Origin of the sequence: Microbacterium sp. 22215, from assembly GCF_052045655.1 — a bacterium.
GTDB lineage: Bacteria > Actinomycetota > Actinomycetes > Actinomycetales > Microbacteriaceae > Microbacterium > Microbacterium phyllosphaerae.
The window spans coordinates 1-21,162 of sequence record NZ_JBQEPC010000002.1; the positions used below are offsets into that span (position 1 = coordinate 1).

General features: G+C 68.8%; 17 protein-coding genes. 12 read left to right on the forward strand and 5 right to left on the reverse strand.

Annotated features, from left to right (window positions below; genetic code table 11):
- The first annotated feature begins 99 nt into the window (after positions 1–99).
- Together ACTJKH_RS03250 and ACTJKH_RS03255 are read left to right on the forward strand one after the other, a co-directional pair.
- Positions 100–3,405 (forward strand): DUF7507 domain-containing protein, encoded by a 3,306-nt coding sequence (locus tag ACTJKH_RS03250; protein ID WP_440736139.1) that lies wholly within the window; start codon positions 100–102, stop codon positions 3,403–3,405.
- 24 nt (positions 3,406–3,429) lie between these two features.
- Entirely contained in the window at positions 3,430–3,912 is a 483-nt protein-coding gene (locus tag ACTJKH_RS03255) for a hypothetical protein (RefSeq protein ID WP_440735748.1), read from the forward strand.
- 16 nt (positions 3,913–3,928) lie between these two features.
- Here the strand turns inward: ACTJKH_RS03255 and ACTJKH_RS03260 are convergent, their stop codons facing one another.
- The 3 genes from ACTJKH_RS03260 to ACTJKH_RS03270 form a co-directional block, all read right to left on the reverse strand.
- Positions 3,929–5,278: a cryptochrome/photolyase family protein gene (locus ACTJKH_RS03260; protein WP_440735749.1), complete on the reverse strand. Its 1,350-nt coding sequence runs from the start codon at positions 5,276–5,278 to the stop codon at positions 3,929–3,931.
- 57 nt (positions 5,279–5,335) lie between these two features.
- A complete protein-coding gene (locus ACTJKH_RS03265) occupies positions 5,336–5,755 on the reverse strand; it encodes a DoxX family protein (protein WP_440735750.1) in 420 nt (139 codons plus the stop codon).
- 61 nt (positions 5,756–5,816) lie between these two features.
- Positions 5,817–6,767 (reverse strand): alpha/beta fold hydrolase, encoded by a 951-nt coding sequence (locus ACTJKH_RS03270; RefSeq protein ID WP_440735751.1) that lies wholly within the window; start codon positions 6,765–6,767, stop codon positions 5,817–5,819.
- Positions 6,768–6,946: 179 nt separating this feature from the next.
- Between ACTJKH_RS03270 and ACTJKH_RS03275 the strand changes: the two genes are divergently transcribed.
- Genes ACTJKH_RS03275 through ACTJKH_RS03295 form a run of 5 tightly spaced genes read left to right on the forward strand, consistent with a single transcriptional unit; the run spans position 6,947 to position 11,779 of the window.
- On the forward strand, positions 6,947–8,110 hold the full coding sequence (locus ACTJKH_RS03275; RefSeq protein ID WP_440735752.1) for a sensor histidine kinase: 1,164 nt from the start codon (positions 6,947–6,949) through the stop codon (positions 8,108–8,110).
- Positions 8,107–8,796: a response regulator gene (locus tag ACTJKH_RS03280; protein WP_440736140.1), complete on the forward strand. Its 690-nt coding sequence runs from the start codon at positions 8,107–8,109 to the stop codon at positions 8,794–8,796. Before ACTJKH_RS03275 ends, ACTJKH_RS03280 begins: the two co-directional genes overlap by 4 nt.
- A gap of 34 nt (positions 8,797–8,830) precedes the next feature.
- Complete coding sequence (locus ACTJKH_RS03285) at positions 8,831–9,190, forward strand: YnfA family protein (protein WP_210098008.1); 360 nt, start codon at positions 8,831–8,833, stop codon at positions 9,188–9,190.
- Between the two features lie 46 nt (positions 9,191–9,236).
- A complete protein-coding gene (thrS, locus tag ACTJKH_RS03290) occupies positions 9,237–11,237 on the forward strand; it encodes a threonine--tRNA ligase (RefSeq protein ID WP_259158934.1) in 2,001 nt (666 codons plus the stop codon).
- The gene (locus tag ACTJKH_RS03295; protein ID WP_210098006.1) at positions 11,234–11,779 is read left to right on the forward strand and encodes an HIT family protein; all 546 of its coding nucleotides are present in this window, start codon (positions 11,234–11,236) and stop codon (positions 11,777–11,779) included. The genes thrS and ACTJKH_RS03295 overlap by 4 nt, the downstream gene beginning before the upstream one ends.
- Positions 11,780–11,788: 9 nt before the next feature.
- Here ACTJKH_RS03295 and pdxY read toward each other — a convergent pair whose 3' ends face one another.
- Both pdxY and ACTJKH_RS03305 read right to left on the reverse strand, forming a co-directional pair.
- Positions 11,789–12,640, reverse strand: coding sequence for a pyridoxal kinase PdxY (gene pdxY / locus ACTJKH_RS03300; RefSeq protein ID WP_440735753.1), 852 nt, complete (start codon positions 12,638–12,640; stop codon positions 11,789–11,791).
- A 61-nt stretch (positions 12,641–12,701) separates the two neighbouring features.
- Entirely contained in the window at positions 12,702–14,009 is a 1,308-nt protein-coding gene (locus tag ACTJKH_RS03305) for an aminotransferase class I/II-fold pyridoxal phosphate-dependent enzyme (RefSeq protein WP_440735754.1), read from the reverse strand.
- 114 nt (positions 14,010–14,123) lie between these two features.
- Between ACTJKH_RS03305 and pdxS the strand changes: the two genes are divergently transcribed.
- The 5 genes from pdxS to ACTJKH_RS03330 all read left to right on the forward strand — a co-directional run bounded on the left by pdxS (position 14,124) and on the right by ACTJKH_RS03330 (position 21,156).
- Positions 14,124–15,017, forward strand: a complete 894-nt coding sequence (pdxS, locus tag ACTJKH_RS03310; protein ID WP_440735755.1) for a pyridoxal 5'-phosphate synthase lyase subunit PdxS — start codon at positions 14,124–14,126, stop codon at positions 15,015–15,017.
- Positions 15,007–15,612, forward strand: coding sequence for a pyridoxal 5'-phosphate synthase glutaminase subunit PdxT (gene pdxT, locus ACTJKH_RS03315; protein WP_440735756.1), 606 nt, complete (start codon positions 15,007–15,009; stop codon positions 15,610–15,612). Before pdxS ends, pdxT begins: the two co-directional genes overlap by 11 nt.
- Positions 15,613–15,687: 75 nt before the next feature.
- The gene (locus ACTJKH_RS03320; protein ID WP_440735757.1) at positions 15,688–17,148 is read left to right on the forward strand and encodes a DUF3375 domain-containing protein; all 1,461 of its coding nucleotides are present in this window, start codon (positions 15,688–15,690) and stop codon (positions 17,146–17,148) included.
- Positions 17,141–17,800 carry a DUF4194 domain-containing protein gene (locus ACTJKH_RS03325; protein WP_259158949.1) on the forward strand — a complete coding sequence of 220 codons (660 nt, stop codon included), beginning with the start codon at positions 17,141–17,143 and terminating at the stop codon, positions 17,798–17,800. Before ACTJKH_RS03320 ends, ACTJKH_RS03325 begins: the two co-directional genes overlap by 8 nt.
- Positions 17,797–21,156 carry an ATP-binding protein gene (locus tag ACTJKH_RS03330; RefSeq protein ID WP_440736141.1) on the forward strand — a complete coding sequence of 1,120 codons (3,360 nt, stop codon included), beginning with the start codon at positions 17,797–17,799 and terminating at the stop codon, positions 21,154–21,156. Before ACTJKH_RS03325 ends, ACTJKH_RS03330 begins: the two co-directional genes overlap by 4 nt.
- Positions 21,157–21,162 lie beyond the last annotated feature (6 nt).

Here is a 21,162-nt window from a genome sequence, read left to right on the forward strand (position 1 = left end):
ACGGCGTCGGTGGCGGCGTTCGCTCCGGGTGGGGTGCGGGTGTCGGCGGATACGAACACGGTGCGGGTGAATACGGTGTTGCCTGCGGCGGGGTTGTCGGTGTCGAAGTCGGGTGTGGCGTCGGGTGCTGGTGCGGTGGGCGATGTGGTGTCGTATGAGTTCGGTGTGACGAACACGGGCAATGTGACGGTGTCGGGTGTGGTGCTGTCGGATGCGGTGCCGGGTGTGGTGTTGTCGGGTGTGGTGTGGCCGGATGCGGGTGCTCCGGGGGTGATCGCTCCGGGGGAGACGGCGACGGCGACGGGGTCGTATGTGATCGTGCAGGCGGATGTGGATGCGGGTCGTGTGGTGAACACGGCGTCGGCGTCTGGTGTGCCGGCGCGGAGTGAGCCGATCACGGTGGTGTCTGCGGAGAGTGTGGTTCCGACGGTGGCGGCGGCTCCGGCGGTGTCGGTGACCGACCGTGGTGCGTTGGCTCCGGGGGCGACGGGCCGGGCCGGTGATGTGGTGACGTGGACGTATGTGCTGACGAATGACGGGAACGTGACGCTGACCGGCGCCGCCCTCGCCGACGCACTGCCTGGTGCGTCCGCTCCGTCGTATGTGTGGCAGGGGGCGGAGGGTGTCCTCGTGCCGGGTCAGTCGGTGACGGCGACGGCGACGTACGTCCTGACTCAGGCGGATGTCGACGCGGGCAGCGTGACCAGCCTCGTCACCGGAACAGGAAATCCGCCGACCGGTGCGCGGGCTGCGGCCACGACCCCCGCGACGGTGTCGCTCGTCGCGGCTCCCGGTCTCGTGTTCAGCAAGACGGCGAGCCTGGATTCCGCGAGTGCGAACGGCACCGGCGACGGAGTGACCTTCGACTTCCGCATCGAGAACACCGGGACCGTCACCCTCTCGGGCGTGGCGATCACGGACGAACTCGTCGGCATCGGACCCATCACCGTGGACTGGCCCGCGGCCGCAGGCGTGCTCGCGCCGGGACAGATCGCGCGGGGAACGGCGTCGTATGACATCAGCCAGGAGGACGTCGATCGAGGATCCGTCCAGAACACGGCATCCGTCCGTGCCACGACACCGAGCGGCGAGGTGCTGTCGACCCGCTCGACCATCGACCCCATCCCGACGGCTGACCACGCTCCATCGATCCAGACGGTGAAGGGCGGCAGCTACGTCAGCGGCACCGGCGGCGTGGGCAGCATCATCGAGTACACCTTCGACATCACGAACACCGGAAACGTGACCCTGCGACTGATCCGTCTGCAGGACGACCTCGAGGGCCTCGGCACTCCTCGTATCGAGTTCCCGTCGGCCACCGGCATCCTGCCGCCCGGCGGGACCGCGACCGGTGTCGCCCGGTACACGGTGACCCAGGACGACGTCGATGCGGGGTCGATCACGAACGTCGCCACGTCGTTCGGAACGTCTCCGCGCGGAGTCGTCGTCTCCGACAGCTCCGCCCCGTTCACGATCGACACGGACTCGCCGACCAATCCGGAGCAGGCGATCCGCACGACGCAGTCCGCGCAACTCGCCGCCGGGGACGAGGGCGTGCTCGGCGACTCGGTCGACTACACGTTCATGATCCAGAACACCGGCAACACGACCCTGAACGGTGTGACGCTCAGCAATACGGTCGCCGGACTCACAGGCTTCGCCTACACCTGGCCGGATGCCGCGAACCCCGGACGCCTGCTGCCGGGTCAGACCGTGACGATCACGGCGTCGCACCTCGTCACGCAGCAGGATGTGGATACGGGCACGGTGCGCAACACCGCGACGGGATCGGGCACGCCGCCGGCGGGAGCAGTCGTGACGAGCCGCACGCCGATGGCCATCGTGCCGCTGGTCGGCGGAACGGGATCGGTCGACGTCTCGAAGACCGGCACGCGCCTGGGCGACGGCAGCCTGGGCACGCAGATCCGCTACGACTTCGTCATCACGAACACCGGAACGCTCTCGCTCAGCTCGGTCGCTCTCACCGACTCGCTCGACGGCCTGTCCGACATCTCGTACGCGGAGTGGCCGACCGCTGACGGAGCGCTCGCGCCGGGCGAGTCCGTCAGCGCGACGGCGACATACACTGTCCAGCAAAAGGACATCGACACGGGCGAGGTGCGCAATACCGCCTCGGCGAGTGCGCTGACCCCCGGGGGAGACCCGGTGACGGACGAGTCGCCCGAGTCGGTCGTGACGACGATCGGTTCCGCACCCTCGATCGACATTGAGAAGTCCCAGGTGCTCGCCCAGGGCGCCACCGGGCGCCCCGGCGACGTCGTCGATTACACCTTCACCATCACGAACACCGGCAACATCACGCTCCGCGGCGTGACGCTCGCCGATGGCCAGGTCGGGATCACAGGACTCGGCATCGCGTGGCCGGGAGAGATCGGCGTGCTGGCGCCCGGACAGTCGGCGACCGCGACGGCCACCTACATCCTGACCCAGGCGGATGTCGATGCGGGGCGGATCACGTCGCCGGCGGTCACCACAGGCGACGGCGCAGGCACGGTCGTCCGTGATGAGACCGTCGCGGAGACGATCATCGCCGCCGCCCCCGCGCTCACCCTCGTCAAGACCGCCGAGCTCACCGGAGCAGCGCAGCAGGGCGGCGGTATCCGATACCTGGTCACGGTCACCAACACAGGCAACGTCACACTGTCCGACGTCGCGATCACGGATGACCTCGCCGGCCTCGGTTCCCCGACCGTGAAGTGGCCCGGTACGCCCGGGATGCTCGCCTCCGGCCAGAGCGTCACGATGACCGCGGACTACGTGATCACGTCGGCAGACGTCGTGCGACAGCACGTCGACAACACCGCCTCCGCAGTCGGCACAGCGCCCGACGGCACGACGACCGACGACGCCGACTCGGTTCGGGTGGATGTTCCCGACGCGCCGAGCATCCGCCTCGGTATGAGCATCTCGGTGAAGGACGGGCAGAAGGGTTTCGCGGGCGACACGCTCATCTTCCGGTACACCGCGACGAACACCGGGACCACGACCCTCACGGGCGTGCGCATCACGGATCCGTACCCCGGACTCTCGTCGATCGTCTACACGTGGCCCGGCGAGCCCGGCGTGCTGCTCCCCGGGCAGAGCGTCACCGCGACGGCCAGCGTGGTCATCACCCCCTCGATGGAGGGCACCGTGGTAACGTCCCGTGCCGTGGTGACCAGTGTGGAGGCGCAGTCGGGTGTGCAGGTGCTCGATGTGGCCTCGGATGCCGTGAACCTTCCGCAGCCCGCGCAGATCGTGCCGATCGATCTGCTCCCCTTCACGGGTGGCGGCGACCCGCTGCCTCTCGTGGGAGGGTCCGCGCTGCTTCTGCTCGCCGGCCTCGTACTCCTGCTCGCCGCCCGGCGTCGCCGGTCGATGCGGCCCCATGACCTCTCCTCCTAGCAATCCGTACTGAAAGGCGACACGATGCTGAACTCGAGCTCAACCACCCCGTCCACCGCAGGACGCCGTACGGCGACCAAGGGGGTGGTCGTGGCCGGCATCGCCGTGGCTCTCGGCCTGGTGCTCGCCGGATGCACCGACTCGGCGCCGGACCCGAAGCCGACGCCGACCGCGACGGAACCCGCCGAGGCCGGGATCACGGACATCCAGGACACGCCCGGCTCCGGCGAGGGTCTCGAGGGGGCGCTCGCGGATGCCGAGGTCAAGACCTGCGAGCTCGCCGGCGACCACTGGGAGGTCGCCGGATCCGTCACGAATTCGAGCGATGCGGACGCGTCGTACCGGATCTACGTGTCGCTTCTGACCGAGGGCGGCGATACACGGTCGCTGACGCAGGTCGATGTCGAGCCGATCGCCGCCGGGGCGAGCGCCGACTGGGAGACGACGGTCGCCGTGGAGGACGAGGCGCTCGATTGCGTGCTGCGTGTGGAGCGCTACGCCTCCTGAGCGGTCGGTGCCGCAGTCACGCGTCCTGTCGTGAGGAGCGCTTGACGACGTCATAGGCGTCGAGCGCAGCCTTGCGGGTGGCGGCGAGATCCACGATCGGGTCTGTCGGAGCATCCGATGCCCACTCCGAGATGTACAGCCTGTGGGGGTCGAACTTCTTGGCCTGCAGCTCCGGGTTGAAGACGCGGAAGTACGGTGCTGCGTCGGCACCTGAACCGGCGACCCACTGCCAGTTGAACGGGTTGCTCGCGCCGTCGGCGTCGACCAGCGTGTCCCAGAACCACTCCTCGCCGCGCCGCCAGTCGATCAGGAGGTTCTTGACGAGGAACGACGCGGTGACCATCCTGACCCGGTTGTGCATGAAACCGGTGTGCCACAGTTCGCGCATTCCGGCATCCACCAGAGGTACGCCGGTGTCGCCGCGCTGCCACGCCTCGAGGTGGGCGGGATGCAACCGCGGCCAGGGGAACGCATCGAACTGCCGTCGGAGATTCACCGTCGCGAGATCCGGGGAGTGGAAGAGCGTGTGCCACGCGAACTCCCGCCAGCCGAGCTCCGACAGGAAGCCTGCGGCTCCGTGCGTCTCGACAGCCTCGTGCCAGACCGTGAACGGACTCAACTCGCCCCAGCGCAGGCGGGGCGAGAGCAGGGAGGTGGCACCGGCCGACGGCTCGTCCCTCGCTCTGTCGTATGCGCCGATGTCGTCGTGAAGGAAGGCGCGCAGACGGGCTCGTGCCGCGGGCTCACCCGGCTGCCAGGTCTCGCGCAGACCGCCCGCCCAATCCGGGCTCGTCGGCAGAAGATCCCAGTCGTCGAGATCATCGGATGCGGGGGGAGGCGACATCCCCTCGAGGCTCCGGGGCGCGGGGAGCGGTGCACGGGGCGCGGGGAGCGCGAGGCATGCGCGCCAGAACGGCGTGAAGACGGAGAAGTGGGTGCCGCCTCCGGTCTTGACCGTCCACGGCTCGTGCAGCAGGGAACCGGCGAAGGATGCGACCTCGAGGCCGTCTTCGCGGAGAGAGGTCTTCAGGGCGGCGTCGATCTCGCGTTCCGCGCCCCCGTAGCGACGGTTCCAGAACACGGCGGTCGACCCCGCGTCCGTGACGGCCTCGCGGACGACGCGTGCGGCGGGTCCGCGGCGCAGGGTCAGCGTGGCCCCGATCTCGAGGAGTCGCTCTCGGAGCGAGGTGAGCGAGTGGTGCAGCCACCAGCGTGCGGCGCCACCGAGCGGGCGGATGCCGGGGGACTCCTCATCGAGCACGTAGAGCACGACGATCGGCTCATCTCGATCGATCGCTGCCCGCAGGGCCGGGTTGTCGGCGAGGCGGAGGTCGTCACGGAGCCACACGATCGAGGGGGAAGCCATGGCTCCATTCTCGCCCGCGCGGCGGAATCGGCGGGCAGGGGTTGCGTGCCGTCTGTCTCAGCGGCTAGGCCGCCGGCGGCGGCCCGCCAGGAGAGGATCGGGAGCAGTCGCCCACAGGGCCCACAGCACGAGCAGCGGCTGGAGGAACAGTCGGCCGAAGCGCCGCGCCTCGGTGTCGAGACCGGGAGTCGAACGGTGCGTGCGCCACTGGTGCACGTTCCCGGGGAGCACGGCCACGAAGAACGCGGCGGTCGCGATTCCGATGCGTCGTCGCTCCTTCGGCAGAGCGAGGAGTCCGGCCGCGAGCGCGACCTCCGCGGCGCCGGAGGCGATCACGATCGCGTCCTTGTCGAGACGCGTGGCCTTCGTGGCCCAGTCCGGCACGACGACCCGGAAGCCGCGGGTGCTCACGAAGTGGACGATGCCGATCGCACCCAGTGCGAGTGCGAGGGTCCAACGCGCCAGTGCTCTGATCATCCGCTCACGCTACCCCGAGGCATCCGTTGACTCCCGGTTCGCCGAGGCGCGTCGCGCCGGGTCAGTCGGCGTCGAGGAGACGGTCGGCCTCCCACTGTCGGAACCCGTCGGCGATCTCGGGGGCGTGCGTGTGATGCAGGTAGTGCTCGCCGTCGAGGGGGATGACGGTTCCGTCGTCGACCGTCGCCGCCTGACGCTCGTGCAGATCGATCCAGTCCGGATTGCCGGCGTTGTCGGCCACCACGAACAGCAGGAGAGGGAGTCCGGCGGGGAACCCCGTGCCCGCGGCATCCGCGAAGTTCGTCCTGATGTGCGTCATCTCGTCGAGGTAGGTCGGGCTGAGGGAGTTCCGGTTGCTGAGGAGCGACATCTGCTCGCGCGTGTGGTCGTCATAGGCGAGACCGTCGAGACCGTCTCCGGCTGCGCTCGAGACCAGGCGGATCAGACCGAGGCTCTTCGCCGCGGCCAACAGGCCGGTGGGGAAGACCGTGTCCATGTTCGGCTGCCCCGGCACGCTCGTGTCGATGCCGACGAATGCCATCACCTCGTCGGCGTACCTGGTCGTGTACTCGATCGCGTAGAGCCCTGCGATCGAGTGCCCCATCAACACGTAGCGGTCGACGTCGAGCGACTGCAGCGCCTGGTGGATCTCATCCACGATGTTGTCGGTGGTCCGCGCGCTGTCGGTGCCGTCGCTGAGACCGTAGCCGAACGGCTCGACCACGATGACGCGGTGATCCTGCGCGAGCTGCGAGACCAGAGGCTCGAAATCGAGGGCCGGAGACGCCGTGCCGAAGCCGGGGAGCAGCACGACGTCCTGGTCGCCCTGGCCGGCGACGACCACGTTCATCGCCCGCCCGTCGACGCTCACCGTCTGACCGTAGGTCTCGATACGGTTCTTCTCCGTCTCCGTGGATACGGCGTTCACCACGGTCGTGGTCGTCAGCCCGACCGCCAGCACGGTGCCGATGGCCCCGGCGACGACGAGGGCTTTTCTGAGGGATCTGCGCATCATGGCCTTCCCGGCGCACACGGGTGTCGAAGGGTGGTGCACGCCTGTCCTCCCAGACTGGATCGTGAACTCCACGGGCGCGTCAGCCCGCCGCAGACACCTCGGTACCGCGTTCGCGGTATGCGCGAGTCATCCGCCGGGCGGATCCGAAGCGCACGCCGACACGAAATACTGGATGCATGCCGACCACCCGTACCTCCCGAGACGGGTTCCGGATGAGCGATGTCCTCTCGGTCGCGCTGATCGTGATCTTCGCCGTCCTTCCGTTCCCCGACGAGACCTTCCGCGCCGGCGGGCTGCTTCTCATCCCGGGCCTCGCACCGGCCGTGATCATGCCGTTCCGGCGCAGGTGGCCGCTCGCGTCCCTCGGTGTCAGCCTGACGTGCGTGGTCGCCGTCGCCGCAGCCGGGTCGATCTCGCCGAGTGCGCTCCTCGCCGTCGCGATCGCCTGCTTCGCGGTGCTCGATCGTCTCGGACGCCGCATCGGCGTGCTCGCTCTCGGCGTGTCGGTCGTGGTCGCCGTCCTCGCGAACGGGTGGGCCCTCGGCGGAGATCTCTTCGACTCGACGGCTCTGCAGTTCGTCCTGCTCATCGTCCTGGGCGGAGCGCTGGGCGACACTGCCCGGTCGCGCCGGGAGTTCGCGACGGCGATGACCGAGCGCGCCGAGCGGGCCGAGCGGAGCCGCGACGACGAGGCGCGCAGACGGGTCGCCGAGGACAGAGTGCGGATCGCCCGTGACCTGCACGACGTCGTCGCGCATCAGATCGCGGTCATCAGCCTGAACGCGGGCGTCGCATCCTCGTCGCTCGAGACTCGACCCGAGCGCGCGCGTGAGGCACTGACGACCGTGCGCAGCGCCTCACGGACGGTTCTCGCCGACATCGGCGGACTCATGACGCTCCTCCGCGCCGACGGCTCCGACGGCTCGGACGACGAAGCCGAGCTCCGCCCGCAGCGGGGGCTTTCCGATCTGGACGCGCTCCTCAGCGGTTTCCGCGATGCGGGGCTCCGCGTCGATCTGCGGCGCGGACGCCGCGAGATCGCTCTGTCGCCGGGTGGCGATCACGTCGCCTATCTGGTGCTGCACGAAGCTCTCACCAACGCGCACAAGCACGGGCGCGGCGGCACGGCGACGGTGGCGATCCGCGCCGAAGGTGCGGCGGTGCACCTGACGATCGTGAACACGACCTCGACCGAGTCGTCGCCGCCCGCGGTCGGCAACGGCCTGCGAGGACTGCAGGAACGCATCGCGGCCGTCGGAGGTGCCGTGCACTTCGGCAGCGAGGGCGGAGTCTTCTCGCTCGAGGCGTGGATCCCGACCGAGGCCGACACGAGCTCATGACGATCTCGGTGCTCGTGGTCGACGACCAGCCTCTCGTACGGCACGCGGTGCGTGACATCCTCGTCGACGGCGGTCTCGTCGTCGTCGGTGAAGCGTCGAACGGGCGCGATGCGGTGCGTGCGGCCGCCGAGACGGCGCCGGACGTCGTGCTCATGGACATCAGGATGCCCGAGCTCGACGGCATCGCCGCGACGACGCTCATCTGCGCGGATGCTCCCGCGTCCGCAGATGCGCATGCATCGAACCGGCCGCGGGTGCTGATGCTCACGACGTTCGAGGAGGACGAGAACGTCGTCGCCGCGCTCCGAGCGGGCGCGAGCGGTTTCATCGGAAAGGGTGCTGAGCCGGAGGAGATCGTCCGGGCCGTGCGCACCGTGCACCGGGGTGACGCGCTGCTCTCGTCGTCCGCGACGCGGTCGCTGATCGAGCGTTCCCTCCGCCCCGGAGCCGTGCCGCCCTCGGAGCGCTGGGAGGCCGTGCTCGCCCCGCTGACGCCACGGGAGCGCGAGGCTCTCCAGCTTGTCGCCGAAGGGCTGACCAACCACGACATCGCCGCCCGTCTCACGATCTCGCCCCACACCGCGAAGACCCACGTGAATCGGATCATGGCGAAGGTCGACGCGCGCGACCGGGCGCAGCTGGTGATCCTCGCCTACGAGTCCGGGGTGGTGACACCCGGCCGCTGACCCCTGGCCTCCGGGGCTTTGCCACACTGGGTGCATGACCGTCCTACGCATCAGCATCCTCTTCGTGCTCGCCGCCGTCGCCGAGATCGGCGGAGCCTGGCTCATCTGGCAGGCGGTCAAGGAGAACAGGGGATGGGTCTTCGCCGTGCTCGGTGTCATGGCGCTCGGCGCCTACGGGTTCATCGCCGCGCTCCAGCCCGACGCGAACTTCGGGCGTGTGCTGGCGTCGTACGGCGGCGTGTTCATCGCCGGATCCCTGGCCTGGGGGATCATCGTCGACGGCTTCAAGCCGACCCTCTGGGACTGGGTCGGATCCGCGATCGCCCTGGTCGGCGCGGCGATCATCATCCTCGCGCCGACGGCGGCGAACACCGCGACGGAGAGCGTGTCGTAGCGGTCAGCGGCCGCCGGGCATGCGAGTAGCCTAGATCCAGACCCAGATGGAGTGTGCAGTGCCTGAAAATGCTCAGCCGAAAGACGGCTTCGCCCTGTTCTCTGACCGTTCAGTCGTCGCGATGCGCGTCAACGGAACCCTCAAGGACCTCGCCGCGACAGTGACGGATGCCGACGAGGTCGAGCCGGTCACGATCGACAGCCCCGACGGACTCAACATCCTCCGTCACTCGGCGGCGCATGTGCTCGCGCAGGCGGTGCAGCGGATCAACCCGCAGGCCAACCTCGGCATCGGCCCGCCCATCACCGACGGCTTCTACTACGACTTCGGCGTCGAGACCCCGTTCACGCCGGAAGACATCAAGGCCATCACGAAGGAGATGCAGCGCATCGTCCGTGAGGGCCAGCGCTTCGTGCGTCGCGTCGTCACCGACGACGAGGCGAGGGCGGAGCTCGCGAATGAGCCGTTCAAGCTCGAGCTCATCGGCCTCAAGGGTGGCAAGGAGGCAGCCGAGGGCGCCTCGGTCGAGGTCGGCGAGGGCGAACTCACGATCTACGACAACACGACGCGTGACGGCGAGGTCGTCTGGAAGGACCTGTGCCGCGGTCCGCACCTGCCCAACACGCGGATGATCGGCAACGGCTGGGATCTCACCCGCATCGCGGCCGCCTACTGGCGCGGCAGCGAGAAGAACCCGCAGCTGCAGCGCATCTACGGCACGGCGTGGCCCTCGAAGGACGAGCTGCGCGAGTACCAGCACCGTCTCGAGGAGGCCGCCAAGCGCGATCACCGGCGCCTGGGCAAGGAACTCGACCTGTTCTCGTTCCCCGAGGAGATCGGTTCGGGGCTCTCGGTCTGGCACCCTCGCGGCGGAGTCGTGCGCGGCGAGATGGAGCAGCACGCGCGCAAGCGCCACATCGAGGGCGGCTACACCTATGTGTACACGCCGCACATCTCGAAGGAAGACCTCTTCCTCACCTCGAACCACCTCGTCACGTACAAGGAGGGCATGTACCCGCCGATCGTCATGGACGAGGAGCGCGACGAGGAGGGCAACATCACCAAGCAGGGCCAGGACTACTACCTGAAGCCCATGAACTGCCCGATGCACATCCTGATCTACAAGGAGCGTGCGCGCAGCTACCGCGACCTGCCGCTGCGGTTCGCCGAGAACGGCACCGTGTACCGCAACGAGCTCTCCGGTGCGCTGCACGGCCTCACCCGTGTGCGCGGCTTCACCCAGGACGACTCGCACCTGTTCGTCACGCCCGACCAGCTCGAGGGAGAGGTCGCGAAGGTCCTGGAGTTCATCCTCTCGATGCTGCGCGACTTCGGTCTCACCGACTTCGAGCTCGAGCTGTCGATGAAGGATGACGAGAAGTCCAAGTGGATCGGCTCGGAGGAGTTCTGGGAGTCGTCGACGGATGCTCTGCGTCGTGTCGCCCTGGCATCCGGTCTGAAGCTGACCGAGGTCCCCGGCGAGGCGGCCTTCTACGGCCCGAAGATCGACCTGAAGACGCGCGACGCGATCGGCCGCACCTGGCAGCTCTCGACCGTGCAGGTCGACCCGAACCTGCCTGAGCGATTCGAGCTCGAGTTCATGGACAAGGACGGACAGAAGAAGCGTCCGATCATGATCCACCGGGCGCTGTTCGGCTCGATCGAGCGCTTCTTCGCGATCCTCCTCGAGCACTACGCCGGCGACTTCCCGGTCTGGCTGTCTCCGGTTCAGGTCGTGGGCATCCCCGTCGCGGACGACTTCGCCGACTACCTCGGAGAGGTTGTCGACACCCTGCGCACGCAGGGAGTGCGCGCCGAGCTCGACACGTCCGACGACCGCATGCAGAAGAAGATCCGCACGCACACGACAGGCAAGGTCCCGCTGCTGCTGATCGCGGGCGAGAAGGACCGCGACGCGGGCACCGTCTCGTTCCGCTACCGCGACGGAACCCAGGAGAACGGCGTCCCGATCGCCGATGCCGTGTCGCGCATCCGTGCCGCGATCGATGCGCACACGCTCGTGCAGACAGCAGGGGATCTGGCGTGACGCCCTCGGAGCCGTGGGAGGACGCCGGTGAGTTCGCCGGCGTCCCCGACGAGTTCCAGCGGCTGTGGACCCCGCACCGGATGGCGTACATCCAGGCGGGCCCCGAGCCGTTGCGCGAGGAGTGTCCGTTCTGCGAGGCTCCGAAGTTCCCGGATGCCGAACGGCTGATCGTCGCACGGGGTGAGACGGCCTACGTGCTGCTCAACCTGTTCCCGTACAACTCCGGACACCTTCTGGTCTGCCCGTACCGCCACATCGGCACGTACGACCAGGCCACGCCCGAGGAGGTCGCCGAGATCGGAGCGCTGACCCAGATCGGCATGCGGGTGCTCCGCGAGGTCTCGCGGTGCGACGGCTTCAACCTCGGGATGAACCAGGGTGCCGTCGCCGGTGCCGGCGTCGACGGCCACCTGCACCAGCACATCGTGCCGCGGTGGACGTCGGACGCCAACTTCTTCCCGATCATCGCGAAGACCAAGGCGCTGCCTCAGCTGCTCGGCGAAGTGCGAGAAGCTGTGGCGAACGCCTGGCCGACGCCGTAGAGCGGCGGTTCAGCGCACCTGGCGTGCGGTGAACTGCATCCGCGGGTTCGCGTAGAACTCCTGCGCTTCCACGAGCTGCAGTTCGCGCGCACCGGACTCGAGGGTCGCGGCGAGCAGGTCGAACACGCTGGACGCGGTGCGTTCGAGCGCCGTCTTGGCGTCGCCCGTCTCGACGTAGTGCGCGGTGAAGAGCGCCGCGGTCACGTCGCCCGAGCCGTTGGCCTTCATCGGGAGGCGAGGCGTCTGCACGATCCAGGCACCAGCCGAGTCGGCGACGAGCATCTCGATCGTGCCCTCTTCGCGGTCCGGGCGCTCGACGCTCGTGACGAGCACGGTACGGGGTCCCATGGCCATCGCCAGGTCGACCGAGGCCAGCGTGGACTCCAGCGTGTCAGGCTCGGTCCCGGTGAGGAAGCCGAGTTCGAACTGGTTCGGGGTGATGATGTCGGCTGCGGGCACGACCTTCTCACGCAGCAGGATCGGGATCGCCGGTGCGACGAAGCATCCCGACTTGGCGTTGCCCATCACCGGGTCGCAGGCGTAGACCGCGTCAGGGTTCGCCGCCTTGACGCGGGCGACGGCGTCGATGATCACGTCTCCGATGCCCTCGCCGCCCTGGTAGCCGCTGAGCACGGCGTCGATCTCACCGAACACGCCGCGCTCCTCGATGCCCGTGAGGACCTCGCTCACGTCGTTCGGATCGATCATCGGGCCGCGCCAGGCGCCGTAGCCGGTGTGGTTGGAGAAGTTCACGGTGTAGACCGGGAGAACCTCGACGCCGATGCGCTGCAACGGGAAGACCGCGGCGGAGTTTCCGACATGTCCGTACGCGACGGCGGACTGGATGGAGAGGACCTTCATTCCCCGATCCTTTCATTCAGGGCGGGAGTGCTCCCGCGGCGGTGGGTCATCGGGCGGTGGGTCATCGTGCGGCCGAGACGAGGTCGGCGACGAGCGTCTCCGCATCCTCTTCGGACAGGTCGTGCACCGTGAGACGCAGGTGGCGCGAGGGGTCGGCGCGCTCATCGAGGGCGAAGTCGTCGCCGGTTCGTGCCAGCCACCCACGGCGCATGAGCCGCTCGGCGACGAGGCGCGCGGGCTTCGGCAACTCGATCCACAGGCTCAGTCCGTCGGTGACAGGAGAGTCGAGGCCTTGTTCGCGCAAGCGCGATGCGAAGGCCGCGTTCCGCGCGGCGTAGTGCTCACGAGCGTCGGCGATCCGTGAGAGCACCGAATCGTCGGTGAGCTGCGTGAGGGTGAGACGCTGCAGCAGATGGCTGACCCAGGTGGTGCCCGGGCTCAACCTCATCGCGAGCCGCTCGGCCGTGGTGGCATCCGTGGCCGCGATGGCGAGGCACATATCGGGTCCGAGGAACTTCGACACCGAGCGTACGAGCGCGAATCGGCGGTGCTCGGGGCCGATCAGCGACTCGTACGGGCGCTGCGACAGCATCGAGAAGTGATCGTCTTCGATGATCAGGACGTACGGGTGCTCGACGAGCACGGCGCGGAGCTCCGCAGCCCGAGCGGCGGTGAGGCTCGCCCCGGTCGGGTTCTGCGCTCGGGGGGTGCAGATCACGGCCCGGACGCCGGCGTCCAGTGCGGCGCGCAGACCGTCGACCGTCATTCCCTGATCGTCGACGGGCACGGGAACGGCACGATAGCCGCCCAAACGGACCGTGTGGATGCTGGCCAGGAAGCACGGGTCCTCCAGCGCGACGGCGTCGTCGCGCATGAGCGCCTGCGCGAGCAGACGTTCGACCGCATCGACCGCGCCGCTGGTGACGGTGATGCCGAAGTCGAGGTGATCGAGGTCCTGCGAGATCCACTCGCGCGCCCAGTCGTCGAGGCCGCGGTCGATGACGGGCTCGCCGTACAGCACCGGACGACCGGCGACCGTCGCGAGCGCCGCGGACGGATCGGGGATCAGGCGAGGGTCAGGGTTGCCCGTGCCGACATCCCGCAGCACGGTGTCTGAGGCGTAGCCCTCCTGCGCGACGGACTCGTGACCCGTGATGACGGTGCCTGCCCGCCCTCGCGAGATGACGATTCCGGCCTGCGCGAGCTGACGGTACGCGGCGACAGCCGTGTTGCGGTTCACACCGAGAGTCGTGGCGAGTTCACGGACGGGGGGAAGCGCGCTGCCCGGTCGCAGGACTCCGCGGTCGCGCAGGTCGCGCACGCTGTCCGAGATGTCGGCTGCGGTCGTTCCGGTGATCTGGTCGTTCATGTGTCCTCTTCACCGATTCTAGGTCGTCGGGGACAGTGATACTGTTTGGCCTAGATCAAACGAGACATCGTTCGACACACTCATGCACATCGTGCTTCCCCGACAGGAGCTCTCATGACCGAACAGCCCACCACCGGATCCTCCCGCGTCAAGCGCGGTCTCGCCGAGATGCTCAAGGGCGGTGTGATCATGGACGTGGTCACGGCCGACCAGGCGAAGATCGCCGAGGATGCCGGCGCGGTCGCGGTCATGGCACTCGAGCGGGTTCCCGCGGACATCCGGGCCCAGGGCGGTGTCTCGCGCATGAGCGACCCCGACATGATCGACAGCATCATCGACGCGGTGTCCATCCCCGTGATGGCCAAGGCTCGCATCGGCCACTTCGTCGAAGCGCAGGTGCTGCAGGAGCTCGGCGTCGACTACATCGACGAGTCCGAGGTCCTCTCGCCCGCCGACTACGTGAACCACATCGACAAGTTCGGCTTCACCGTGCCGTTCGTCTGCGGCGCCACCAACCTCGGTGAGGCGCTCCGTCGCATCAACGAGGGGGCGGCGATGATCCGCTCGAAGGGCGAGGCCGGAACCGGCGACGTCTCGGAGGCGATGAAGCACATCCGCAAGATCCGCGGTGAGATCGCGACGCTCACCGCCCTCCCGAAGGACGAGCTGTTCGTCGCCGCGAAGGAGCTGCAGGCGCCGTATGAGCTGGTCGCCGAGATCGCCGAGACCGGCACGCTCCCGGTCGTGCTGTTCGTCGCGGGTGGCGTCGCCACTCCGGCCGACGCCGCGATGATGATGCAGCTCGGCGCCGACGGCGTCTTCGTCGGCTCCGGGATCTTCAAGTCGGGCAACCCTGCGGAACGCGCGAAGGCGATCGTCAAGGCGACGACGTTCTTCGACGACGCGAAGGTGATCGCCGAGGTCTCGCGCGGACTCGGTGAGGCGATGGTCGGCATCAACGTCTCCGACCTCCCCGCACCGCACCGCCTGGCCGAGCGTGGCTGGTAACCCACGGGTCGGAGTCCTGGCGCTGCAGGGCGACGTGCGTGAGCACGCCGCCCTGCTCCGCGGGCTCGGCGCCGAGGTGGCGCTGGTGCGCAGGCCGGAGGAACTTGCGGCCGTCGACGGTCTCGTGATCCCCGGTGGCGAGTCCAGCGTGATCGACAAGCTGTCCCGCGCTTTCGGCATGCAGCAGCCGATCCGGGCTGCGATCGCTGCGGGGCTTCCCGTCTACGGCACCTGCGCGGGGCTGATCCTTCTGGCCGACGAGGTGCTGGACGGCATCGAGGGGCAGCAGTCCTTCGGCGGTATGGACATCGCGGTGCGGCGCAACGCGTTCGGCCGGCAGACCGAGTCCTTCGAGACAGAACTCGATGTTCCGGTGCTCGGGAAGCAGCCGGTGCGCGCGACCTTCATCCGCGCACCGATCGTCGAGCGCGCGGGAGCTCCCGTCGACGTGCTCGCCACGCTGCCCGATGGCGGAATCGTCGCCGTCGAGCAGGGACGGCTGCTCGGAACGAGCTTTCATCCGGAGGTCGACGGCGAGACTCGGTTCCACTCGCGGTTCCTCGCGCACGTGAGCGACCACGTCCGCTCGGCCTGACGGTCATCGCGTCCGACCCGCCCGGGGGCCACGGCATGGCGGCACGAGCACGGCGTCGCGACTACTCTCGATCGGGTGACTGGATCCCGAGCAGAAGCCGCGTACTCGCGCGCCGTCGCCGCATTCAGCACACCCACGCTGGATCTCCTGCACGGACGATTCGCACCTTTCGTCGTGGCAGCGCTCACGATCCTGTTCACCGCCGACCGTGCGTCCGTGCCCATCGCCGACGCGCATGCGGAGCTCGCCAAGGTCATGGACGAGCTCCGCGCCACCGGTGACGAGGACGACCGCAGGATCCCGTCGGGGAGTGGTAGGGATGTGTGCCGCAACTGGGTTCGACTCGGCTGGCTCGTGCAGCAGATCGACGACGAGGTCGAGGTCTACCGTCTCTCGGCCCACGCGGTCGAGGCCCTGGAGATATCCGGCCGCACCGGCGGAGGGCGCACCCGCGTGTCGAACTCCCGCGTCCGCACACTGCTCGACGCGGTCGAGCACCTCTCGGACAGCGCCGAGGCCGACCCCGTGCGCCGTCTCGCTCGGCTCCATGCGGAACGCGACCTCCTCGACGCCGAGATCTCGCGCGTCGAGGAATCAGGGCGCGCGGACCCGCTCGACGACGACGAGCTCCTCGAGGAGGCGGAGAACGTCCTGCACCTCGCACGCGAGCTGCCCGCGGACTTCACCCGTGTCGCCGAATCGCTCAAGGCCATGCAGCGGGATGTCGTCGCCCACCTCCGCCGGGACGAACGGCCGACCGGTGAGGTGCTCCGCGAGTACCTGCAGCGCGCGCAGGACGTCATGCAGTCGACTGCGGAGGGGCGGGCGTTCGCGGGCGCTCTGCGGCTGATCGGAGACCCTGACCGCATCGACGCCCTCACCGAGCAGCTCAGCGGACTTCTCAGCCAGCCGTTCGCGCGTCTCCTCGACAGCTCTCAGCGCGCCGAGCTCGACGCCGTCGGCCGACGCGTCGAACTCGGAGTCGAAGAGGTGCTGGCCGCGCAACGGCGCGCCTCGCACGTGATCACGGGGCAGGTGAAGACCCATGATCCGCTGCGTGACCGCCAGATCGATGACCTTCTACGCGACGTGATCGCGGGACTGCACGGCCGGTCGGGCACTGCCGCACACGTGGATCCGGTCCGCAGCATGCCGCTGATCGATCTGGGGCACCTGCGGCAGACCACCAGCGACATCCGTCCTCCGCGCGCGCCCGCGCCGCTCACGGATGCAGACGACGTCGACTTCCTCGATCACGACACCCGCGCGTGGGGCGGGCCGCGCTACGCCGAACTCGAGGAGTACGTGGCAGGGCTCGATGAGGAGTTCGACCTCGCGGAGGCGTTCCGACACGTTCCCGACGCCACGCGGCGCCCCGTCGACCTGCTGGGGCTTCTCGAGCTCGCTCACCGCAACGGCCTCACAGACGGCGACGGAATCTCGACCGTCGAAGCGCTGCGCCCTGACGGGACGACTCGCCGCTTCGCCTTCGGTTCCGTGATCGCCCGCAGCACGAAAGAGGATGCAGATGACTGACGAAGACCTCGCCGCGGTCGGCGTGAGCGACCCGTTCATCGCCCCGACGGCGATGGAGCAGGATCTCGAGGAGCACTTCCCGGGAGATCGCGGCACACTCGATCCCGAGATCCGACGCGTGCTCGTGCACCTGCTGCAGCGTCGGTTCATCTCGGCTGAGCGCAATCGCCGCGAGTGGGCGCTGCTGCTCGACCACCAGCACGTGGTCGAGTCCCGTCTCAACGACATCTATCTGCGACTGGTCATCGATCACGCTCGCGGATTCGCCTACAAACAGCAGCTCCGCTCCGACGAGATCGACATGCCCGTGCTGCTGAAGGACGCCCCGTACTCCCGGGCGGAGACCCTCGTACTCGTGCATCTGCGAACCGTGTATCAGCGGGAGTCCGCCGCCGGGGAGGCATCGGTGCGCATCGACATCGAGGACATCGAGCAGACGGTGCTCAGCTACTTCGCGGACGTCGACGGCGGCACCGCGAAGCAGCAGCGGGCGATCCGCAGCGCGCTCGACCGGTTGGATCGAGAAGGCATCGTGCAGGAGGAGACGAGCGGACGGTATCGGATCACCGCTCTCGTCGAGGTGGTGCTGAGTGCGGAGACTCTCAAGGAGCTGCGTGAGTGGCTGCGAGCCCAGACGGTGGTGGCGCGATGACGATGATGGACACGCTCTTCGGAATGATCCCCGCGAGCTCCCGCGGCCAGCAGTGGGTCGCCGAGGAACTGCAGCTCATCAACTGGGGCGGCTACGACGGCGGACCGCACCGTGTGCGGTTCTCACCGGACGCGACGCTGCTGTGCGGCGGATCCGGCTCGGGCAAGTCGACGCTGATGGACGGCTACATCGCGCTGATGATGCCGCACACCACGCCGTTCAACGGGGCATCCAACGGCGGAGTGACCGGGCGCCCGCGCGGCGAGGAGCAGCGCAACATCCTCTCCTACGGTCGCGGCAAGATCGACGAGTCGCGCACGGATGAGGGGACGAAGCTCCGGGTGCTGCGCGGTGACGGCGAGGACACCTGGAGTGCGGTCTCCATGACCTGGCTCGACCACGACGGTTCGCGATTCACCGCGATCCGAGGCTGGTACATCCCTGCCGATGCCCGAACCCTCGAAGACACGACACGGCTCCGGGCGACCGTCGACGGCGCGTTCGACCTCTCGCGTCTCGAACACGCGGCGACGCAGCGACTCAGCGACGCGGCGGCCCGTTCGATGGGCCTCGAACCGGTGGTGACCGACCGGGAGTTCTCGGCACGCCTGCACGCAGTTCTCGGCATCGGCGCGGCCGGTTCCGGTGCGAAGGCGATCAGTCTTCTCGCCCGCATCCAGGCCGGCCAGCAGATCACGACGGTCGACGATCTGTACAAGAAGCTCGTGCTCGAGGAGCCCGAGACCATGACGACCGCAGACGCCGTGGTCGCACACTTCGACGAGCTCGAGAGCACGCGTACTCGCATGCTGGTCGCCAAGCAGCAGGTCGCGGCCCTGGAGCCGATCCGCGGCATCGCGCAGCGCATCGACGCGGCGGCGGAACGGGTCCGGGTCGTCGACGAGGTCGGGGTCTTCTCGGAGGCATCCTCGCTCGCGTCGCTGTGGAGTGCGGAGCGTCGCCTCGACCTGCTCCGCGAGGTCGAGGGGGAGTTGCGCGACCGGACCCAGTCGCTGCAGCTCGCCGTGCGCGAGAAGCACGCCCTCGTGGCGGCCGCCGAGCTCGAACGCGAAGGCCTTCTCGATGTCCTGCGACAGTCCGGGGGCGACCGACTCGAGACGGCACAGCGCGAACTGCGTGCGGTCGAGCGCCGACTCGACGACGTCCGGCGGGAGCGGGATCGTTTCGACACCGTGGTGCGCGACCTCGGCGCCGAGGTGCAGAGCGCGGCGGACTTCGAGAGTCTGCTCGCCCGTATCCGGGCCGAACTTCCGGAAGACGGACTTCGCGCTGCACGCGCCGACTTCGCCGAGGCCGAGTCCGCCCGTCGGTCGGCGGAACGCGAACTCGCGCAGCTGCGCACCGAACGCGACCGGACCGAGGAGCTGCGGGGAAGTGTCCCCGCCCACCTGCACGAATCGCGCGCCGAGCTCGCCCGAGCCGCCGGACTCTCCGCCGACGACCTGCCCTTCGTCGGAGAGCTCGTCGAGGTGCGCACCGAGTTCGAGCCGTGGCGCGAGGCCTTCAATCTCGCGCTCGGAGGCTTCGCCAGGACTCTGCTCGTCGACGTCGCCCACCTGGGGCGATTCCGCGCAGCCATCGAGTCCGTCAGGACGCCCGATCGGATCAGCTATGAGGGCGTGCAGACGGGACTGTCCGAGACCCGCACGTCGGATCCGCGTACGCTTCCCGCGCGCCTCGATCTCCGATCGACACCGTTCACGGGCTGGCTCCAGCAGCGGCTTCAGGAGCGCTTCGCGTACGTGTGCGTCGACTCGTCGGCGGAACTCTCGGCGCATCCGCGCGCGCTGACCCTCGCGGGCCAGGTCTCTCAGGGAGACCGGGGATCCCACGGCGGTCACGGGCGAGCGAACATGCTCGGGTTCTCGAATGCACGTCGACTCCGTGAGCTCGACGTGCAGATCGCCGAGCTCGAAGCACGCCGCGACGTCACGGCTGCGGACGCGGAAGACGCCGAGCGTCGCCTCGACCGGCTGGACACCACCGCGAAGGCGCGCGCGAAGATCGAGGATCTCACCTGGGAGCAGATCGATGTCGAGGCCGTCTCGGCCGAGAGGCAGCGCTGGCTGTCGGTCGAGGCGGAGGTCACGGACGGGAACCCGCAGATCGCCGAGATGCGTTCGCAGGCGGACGAGCTTCGACACCGTGCGGCGCGGCTGCGAGATGAGAGCGCACGTCTCGGCGGCGAGCTCGCGCTCGCGCAGGATCGCTGGGTGGAGGTCACCGATCAGGTCGACGCGTGCCAGCGCGTCATCGATGCGGCGGAGGCGACGGACATCGCTCTCGAGGAGCGGCACCGTGCCTTCCTCGACGCCCGCTTCCTCGGCGCGGACGCGGCGGTGAGCGTGACGGCATCCGAACGACTCGCCCATCTGGACTCCGCGCTGCGCACCGCGGCGGCACGGCTCCTCGAAGACCGCACGGCCGCTGCGTCTTCGCACGCCGATCAGCGCGAGCAGATGCGCCGCCTGATGACCGGCTTCCTCGAGCGGTGGGACACGCTCACGATCCTGCCCGACCCCGACGAATCGGTCGCCGAATTCGAGGCGATCCTCGACGCGCTGCAGACGAACGGCCTGCATGAGCTGGAGGCCGAGTGGCGCGACAGTCTGCTCAAGCTGTCGGGCAACGACCTCACGAGCCTGGACTCGACACTCAGCCGATCACTGCGCGAGATCAAGAACCGCATCGATCCGATCAACCGGATCATGGAAGAGCTGCCGTTCTACGACGACGACCACCGGTTGCAGATCTCACCGCGCGAGAACCAGTCGGAGGCGCGCAGGCGGTTCCGGAGGGAGCTGCGCGAGGTGCGGGGGCTGATCGAGGCCGCGGCGACGGATGCCGAGCGCGAGAACGTCTATCGCAGGATGAGTCGTCTGATCGGACGCATGCGTCGGACGGCACCGGACTTCGCCGAACTCATCGACGTGCGCAACCACGTCCGTGTCAGCGCCGAGCGGGTGCACGCCGTCACGCGGGAACACGTCGCCCTCTACGACCACATCGGCGAGAAGTCGGGCGGTGAGTCGCAGGAGCTCGTCGCGTTCATCGTGGGTGCCGCCCTGCGCTACCAGCTCGGGGATGCCGGTGCGGCGCGTCCGAGATACGCGCCGGTGTTCATGGATGAGGCCTTGATCAAGGCGGACGCGCACTTCACCAAGCGTGCGATCGGTGCATGGCGGGGGCTCGGCTTCCAGCTCGTGATCGGTGCGCCGAACGACAAGTACAGCGCGATCGAGCCGCACGTCGACGTGGAGTACGACATCCTCAAGGACACGCGCGGTCGCTCGTGGGCGCGGCCGAAGGTGGGTCTGCCGGCCGAAGACGCGTGAACCGGC

What these genes read in the sequence shown, in the direction of transcription:
- ACTJKH_RS03255 (WP_440735748.1), top strand. Translation starts at nt 3,430, where the DNA reads ATGCTGAACTCGAGCTCAACCACCCCGTCCACCGCAGGACGCCGTACG.
- ACTJKH_RS03260 (WP_440735749.1), bottom strand. Translation starts at nt 5,278, where the DNA reads ATGGCTTCCCCCTCGATCGTGTGGCTCCGTGACGACCTCCGCCTCGCC.
- ACTJKH_RS03265 (WP_440735750.1), bottom strand. Translation starts at nt 5,755, where the DNA reads ATGATCAGAGCACTGGCGCGTTGGACCCTCGCACTCGCACTGGGTGCG.
- ACTJKH_RS03270 (WP_440735751.1), bottom strand. Translation starts at nt 6,767, where the DNA reads ATGCGCAGATCCCTCAGAAAAGCCCTCGTCGTCGCCGGGGCCATCGGC.
- ACTJKH_RS03275 (WP_440735752.1), top strand. Translation starts at nt 6,947, where the DNA reads ATGCCGACCACCCGTACCTCCCGAGACGGGTTCCGGATGAGCGATGTC.
- ACTJKH_RS03280 (WP_440736140.1), top strand. Translation starts at nt 8,107, where the DNA reads ATGACGATCTCGGTGCTCGTGGTCGACGACCAGCCTCTCGTACGGCAC.
- ACTJKH_RS03285 (WP_210098008.1), top strand. Translation starts at nt 8,831, where the DNA reads ATGACCGTCCTACGCATCAGCATCCTCTTCGTGCTCGCCGCCGTCGCC.
- thrS (WP_259158934.1), top strand. Translation starts at nt 9,237, where the DNA reads ATGGAGTGTGCAGTGCCTGAAAATGCTCAGCCGAAAGACGGCTTCGCC.
- pdxY (WP_440735753.1), bottom strand. Translation starts at nt 12,640, where the DNA reads ATGAAGGTCCTCTCCATCCAGTCCGCCGTCGCGTACGGACATGTCGGA.
- ACTJKH_RS03305 (WP_440735754.1), bottom strand. Translation starts at nt 14,009, where the DNA reads ATGAACGACCAGATCACCGGAACGACCGCAGCCGACATCTCGGACAGC.
- pdxS (WP_440735755.1), top strand. Translation starts at nt 14,124, where the DNA reads ATGACCGAACAGCCCACCACCGGATCCTCCCGCGTCAAGCGCGGTCTC.
- ACTJKH_RS03325 (WP_259158949.1), top strand. Translation starts at nt 17,141, where the DNA reads ATGACTGACGAAGACCTCGCCGCGGTCGGCGTGAGCGACCCGTTCATC.
- ACTJKH_RS03330 (WP_440736141.1), top strand. Translation starts at nt 17,797, where the DNA reads ATGACGATGATGGACACGCTCTTCGGAATGATCCCCGCGAGCTCCCGC.